This window comes from Bacillus glycinifermentans (assembly GCF_001042475.2).
Taxonomy (GTDB): domain Bacteria; phylum Bacillota; class Bacilli; order Bacillales; family Bacillaceae; genus Bacillus; species Bacillus glycinifermentans.
The window spans coordinates 1-4957 of sequence record NZ_LECW02000066.1 but is presented as its reverse complement, the minus strand read 5'-3'; the positions used below and the strand labels follow the sequence as shown (position 1 = coordinate 4957).

The window sequence follows — 4957 nt, the reverse complement described above, 5'->3', positions numbered from 1 at the left end:
AATAGGCCGTATAAGCTGTCATGGTAAAAGTCCGCCATGCTGACGTTTTAGTGGCGTCCGGAGCCGGTTTCTTTTTTGACTTCTTCAGCGCCTTGACTTCGTCCTCAAGCGCCTGTATCTGCGCGTCCTTTTTCGTTATCTCTTTCGTTAATTCTTCGTTACGCGATTCTGCCGATTGAAGTGCGGCCTGATCTGGCGTTATCCTTGGCGGTTCTGGCGGCTGATCTGTCGGACAGTGGCCGGAGAATAGCTGCGCTGTTAGCGTGAAATTTGTTAGTATACCGATGTTTACACCTCCTCGAAGAATTGGTCGACCCACGGCTCTACATTAACGACTTCCTGACGTAAGGCTTCCGCGAGTTCAGCGATCTCCTTTTGCGCACCTTTGCCCTGCTTACGTTTCGAATAGAATTCGAGTAACGACCGTAGATTCGCAGTCATTACGAGATTAGTTGCGGCTGCGTTCGGTAGGACGGCGCGGGCATCTTCGGCGGGCACTCCGGATTTACGAAGCATATCGTAGTAATATTGCGCGTTATCCATCGCCTCTCTGAAAACCTCGTCAGCAAATCCGTAAGCAACCCCGTCAAACATTTCGCGCCGCTGAAAATGCACCTGCTCGCTTCCGTATTCAACTTTCCCCGGAACTACATAATCGAATCCGCCGATCTTATCATCGCTTCCCATCCGCACATAACGCTGTGACTGGACGCTGAAACTAAAGCCGACTCTGTGGCGTGTGAGCTGCGCCAATAACGCCCGGCTGACGCCTTCAATTGCAAAGGTGAACGAGATATGCTCTAACGTCGACGAATGGCCCGAACGGACGATATGTCGGAACAATCGGTCGGCGTCGGTGCCTGCGCCACCATCTGACGCTTTGGAGCCGAAATACTTGGCGCCTTCCTTTGCGACGATTTCAGACGGCATGTTGGCGCTGTAGCACGTTCTGATTGCGGTTAGGGCGACCGCTTGGCCGTCGGTTTGGTGCAGATCGTCCAAGGTGTTCGTATAATATTCGCCAGATTCATCGTATTTTCTGTAATCGAGGGTCTGTTTGAATTCGTCGCTTAATTGCGTATGCGCGATTAGCTGTACGTTCATTTTGGTTTCCGCCATTATATCAGCTCCTTCCCCGTCGGTTCCCCGAAATATTCCGGATGTGGACTTCCGACTCCGCTCGAACCGAAGCCACCCGCACCACGATCGCTATCGCCCAACTTGGTCACTTCCGTAAATGCCGCCTGCTCGACCGGCTTGATTACCGCTTGCGCGATACGATCTCCTTTGCTGATGATGTACGTTCCTGCCGGGACGCTTTCTTCCGTCAAAACGTTTCCTATTGGTGAGTTTCCGGAATTGTCAATAGTATGGATAGCGTTATGACAAACTGCACGCATCTCCGATCCCCAATACTCAGGTTCCTCTTCGCGGTTATATTCGTACTGTTCCTCGACCTCATATTCCTTTTGCGCAATATTATCGACAATCACTCCGACCTCGCCCCGATAGCCTGCGTCGACCGTACCGAGCTGAACACGCAGCTTCGTCTTCAACGTAATACCCGAACGTGGCCGAATCTGCATTTCGTAGCCTTCCGGAATCTCGAATACTAGCCCCGTTTTGACTAGCGTGGTTTTTCCCGGCTCGATAATGACGTCTTCTACCGCTACTAGGTCGAAGCAAGCGTCGGAAGCGTGAGCGTATTGTGGAATTTGTGCATCGGGTGACAGGCGTTTAATATTTACGTTCATTTCGATTCCCCCTCGTTAATAGTTGCGTATATACTTTCGTTAATGGATGCGTAATTAAGCACTCTTACGCCCCCAATTCGATTCTTTTACAAGCTCGAAAGTCCAGCCGTTATAGTCCGTTCGTTCACCGCGCAGACATTTCTTTATTATTGGACGATGCAGTCCGTACTTTTCTGAGAATGGCCGAAGACCTTCCGCTCGGATAATTTCTCCCTCCGGGGACTTTGCGATGAAGTGAACGCGGGTATTAGACAAGTCTCGATAAGCATTATTGACTTCCCGGGTGACAAAGCAGCAAGTTTCCGGGGAATAAACTTTCTGGCTTTTCGGTACGCCTTGCTGCTTTATATCTTTGTCGAGAAAGAGTTTTCGGTTATTGAAAAGTTCCTCATCATACCCATCTATCCTCGGAAAATCTTCGAGAAAATGCTTAAAGCAGTGCCATCGATCGCAAACTTTTACTCCGGCTCCGCCATACGATGAATAATGCGGACAATCAGGATCGTAGCATCGCTCTAGCATACCACTCCAAATTGAATAAATATTTTTTACCCCTACCATCTTTACGTCCCCGAGATAACCTACTCCAAACACTGATTTTTCATATCGATCTTTTATTTTCCCACGCATGATTTCAACTTTTTCCACATCTCGCTCATAGCCTGTTTTTACGAACCGTATTCTAAATAGTTTTGTTCCGTTCTTCTTCCGTCCACTTACTCGAAGAACTTCATATTTCTGCCCTTGGTTGTTCGAGAACACCTCACCTATAAGTTCGTGTTCAATCCCCAAAGTAAAAATCCTCATCCTGCAAAGCTTCAGCGGTAGCTTTTTTGTAAGAATTCCCCTTTTGACTGAAGAAGTCCATAGATTTCGTCTTCGTATTCAATCCGTTCAGCACGATCGGATTTACCGTTTCATCTTCGAAATATGGGTCGAATCCGAGGTTAGCCAGCGCCTTGTTTCCGTTGTACCGGACAAACTTCTTAACGTCGTGAGTCAGCCCGACCTGATCGTAAATATCCTCAGTATATGCGGTCTCATTCTCGTAAAGTTCTGCAAGCAATTCGACGGCAAAGTCGCGCAATTCGATCTGGACGCCCGGAGACTGACGATTATAAATTTCCTGCGCGAGTAAGCCGACATAGACGCCGTGGATCGCTTCGTCGCGGATAATCAAATTAATGATCTCGCCGCTGTTCATCAGTTTTCCTTGACCGTAGAAATATAACGGATAATAAAAGCCGCTATAGAACAGGAAGCTTTCGAGATAGACCGACGCAACCATCGCCTTGTAAAGCGAAATGTCATCGCCTGGCTTAATCGCGTTGTACAGCCCACCAATGATTTCGGCCTTACGCTGCAAGTATCGATTCGTCTTCACCCATTCGAACAGTTCCGTAATTTTCTCCATTGGTGCGAGCGTCATGAAGATGTTCGAATACGACTTCGCATGGACTGCGTTTTCCATCATCGCCATAAAGTTCAGGACGGCTTTGCGCTGATGACCGGATACCTGTGCGGCAATTAACGGCATACCTGTGTTTCCTTGTTCCGTGTCGAGCAGCGTTAAGCCCGCGAGAACTTTCATATACGTATCCTGTTCGTTGGCTCCGAGATACTTCCACGTTAGAAGGTCGCCGTTTAGCGAAATCTCTTCCGGAAGCCAAAACTGCTTAACGTTCTGTTCGTAAAACATCTGCGTGAATCCGTCTTCGTGTTGCGACCAGTTGGCCGCTGTATATTGCGACATTTATTCGTCCTCCTTTTTTTGATTGTTGTTTTTCGGATTTATTGACTACGCCCTCTTAAATATTCGTTTAATATGCCTTCATATTTATCTCGCATGAATTTAAACCTGTCTTGGTGTAATTTCTCGCTCCAGCCGGTTAATTCGTCAAGCTCCTTCATTTGCTGGAATCCTTTTTGGATTTCCTCGTAATAAAATTCAACATCTCCCACCGCTCTCCAATGCCTCGTTGTCCTGACTTGTTGACCTGTTTCGGCTGTTTTCATAGATGTATTTAAAGCCTTTGTTTTCTTGTTTTGATTAGAGAGTATATTCGATACGATTTTCTTCAAAATGAGATCGCAGTAAATCTTAACGAAGTTAGTTGGTTGGCGTACCACCTATACCGCCTCCTATACTTATTTCTACATAAAAGAAATTTAGCATCCGAAAAACGTTGATTTCCATCAACTCTCCGTAGGATAATTAAGAAAACATAAAACGGAGTTGAAAATATGAACAAAAACGAATTACCGGCTACAACACCTTGCAATCACACTTTTACTTATCCTCCCGAAATTGCTAATCTCGCTGCCCAAGAAGGCAAGCATGCGGTATTTATGATTAATAACGATAAAGGTGATCAGGCGTATATCGCTACAACATTCTCTGGAATATCCGAAAGGCTTGAACTTATATTCCCTGTCAGTGGAACTCCTGAACAGATTTCCGAAATTTATGATGATATTCTTTGGGACGAGGTGGAGGTTTCTAACGAAAACGGTCCATTCATTTATAAACAAGCCCCATCAGTTCAAGCGATGGAAGATTGCTTTGATCGCCTAGTAACCACGGTGTTTTAAACCACGCAAGACAAGCAACCTTCCTGCCCCGTATCCTTTGTTCGCGCATAGTACAACGTCTTAATTCCTTTGTGATGTGCGTAAAGGTCAATTCGGTTTAAATCGCGCGTCGTCATCGTATCTTTTAAGAACAACGTAAATGAGATACCTTGATCGACGTGCTGCTGAATTGTCGCAATCATATCGACGACTTTAAACATATCCATGTCATACGCTTCCTTGTAGAAGAACCAATTCTTCGCACTAAGCCCCGGCATCGGATAATACGTCTTGGAATTTCCGTATGTCCTTTCCTCTATGCGCTCCATAATAGGCATGACCGACGCAGTAGCAGACTGAACGTACGAAATAGATCCCGTCGGCGCAATCGCAAGTCTATACGAATGATAGAGTCCGTGGAGCATAACGTTAACCTCCAAGCGAACCCAATCGATGCGCTTCGGAATTTCAACGCCTTCAAACAGCTTCGCGACCTTCTCCGTTTTAGGACGGAAGTCCTCTGCGATGTACTTATCGAAGTAGCTGCCGTCTGCATACGTTGATCCTTCGAATCCCTCGAACGTGCTTCCGGTTTCCTTCGCAAGCTCCATTGACCGCACCAGCGACCAATA

General features: G+C 46.7%; 6 protein-coding genes and 2 pseudogenes. 1 reads left to right on the top strand and 7 read right to left on the bottom strand.

The features are described from left to right. The 6 genes and pseudogenes from AB447_RS26530 to AB447_RS23190 form a co-directional block, all read right to left on the bottom strand. Window positions 1–319, bottom strand: a pseudogene (locus tag AB447_RS26530) (3D domain-containing protein); the annotation flags it as partial. After that, window positions 289–1104 (bottom strand): FAD-dependent thymidylate synthase, encoded by an 816-nt coding sequence (thyX, locus tag AB447_RS23210; protein ID WP_048356315.1) that lies wholly within the window; start codon window positions 1102–1104, stop codon window positions 289–291. The gene thyX and the pseudogene AB447_RS26530, both read right to left, overlap by 31 nt. A gap of 14 nt (window positions 1105–1118) precedes the next feature. Beyond that, window positions 1119–1754, bottom strand: a complete 636-nt coding sequence (locus AB447_RS23205; protein ID WP_048356310.1) for a dUTP diphosphatase — start codon at window positions 1752–1754, stop codon at window positions 1119–1121. Between the two features lie 54 nt (window positions 1755–1808). Beyond that, window positions 1809–2546, bottom strand: coding sequence for a hypothetical protein (locus tag AB447_RS23200; RefSeq protein WP_082634695.1), 738 nt, complete (start codon window positions 2544–2546; stop codon window positions 1809–1811). Beyond that, window positions 2536–3507 (bottom strand): class 1b ribonucleoside-diphosphate reductase subunit beta, encoded by a 972-nt coding sequence (gene nrdF, locus AB447_RS23195; RefSeq protein WP_048356312.1) that lies wholly within the window; start codon window positions 3505–3507, stop codon window positions 2536–2538. Before nrdF ends, AB447_RS23200 begins: the two co-directional genes overlap by 11 nt. A gap of 38 nt (window positions 3508–3545) precedes the next feature. After that, entirely contained in the window at window positions 3546–3884 is a 339-nt protein-coding gene (locus AB447_RS23190; protein WP_048356313.1) for a DUF1140 family protein, read from the bottom strand. 114 nt (window positions 3885–3998) lie between these two features. Between AB447_RS23190 and AB447_RS23185 the strand changes: the two genes are divergently transcribed. Then, the gene (locus tag AB447_RS23185) at window positions 3999–4346 is read left to right on the top strand and encodes a hypothetical protein (RefSeq protein WP_048356314.1); all 348 of its coding nucleotides are present in this window, start codon (window positions 3999–4001) and stop codon (window positions 4344–4346) included. Here the strand turns inward: AB447_RS23185 and AB447_RS23180 are convergent. Next, a pseudogene (locus AB447_RS23180) lies at window positions 4343–4957 on the bottom strand (ribonucleoside-diphosphate reductase subunit alpha); the annotation flags it as partial. The gene AB447_RS23185 and the pseudogene AB447_RS23180 overlap by 4 nt on opposite strands.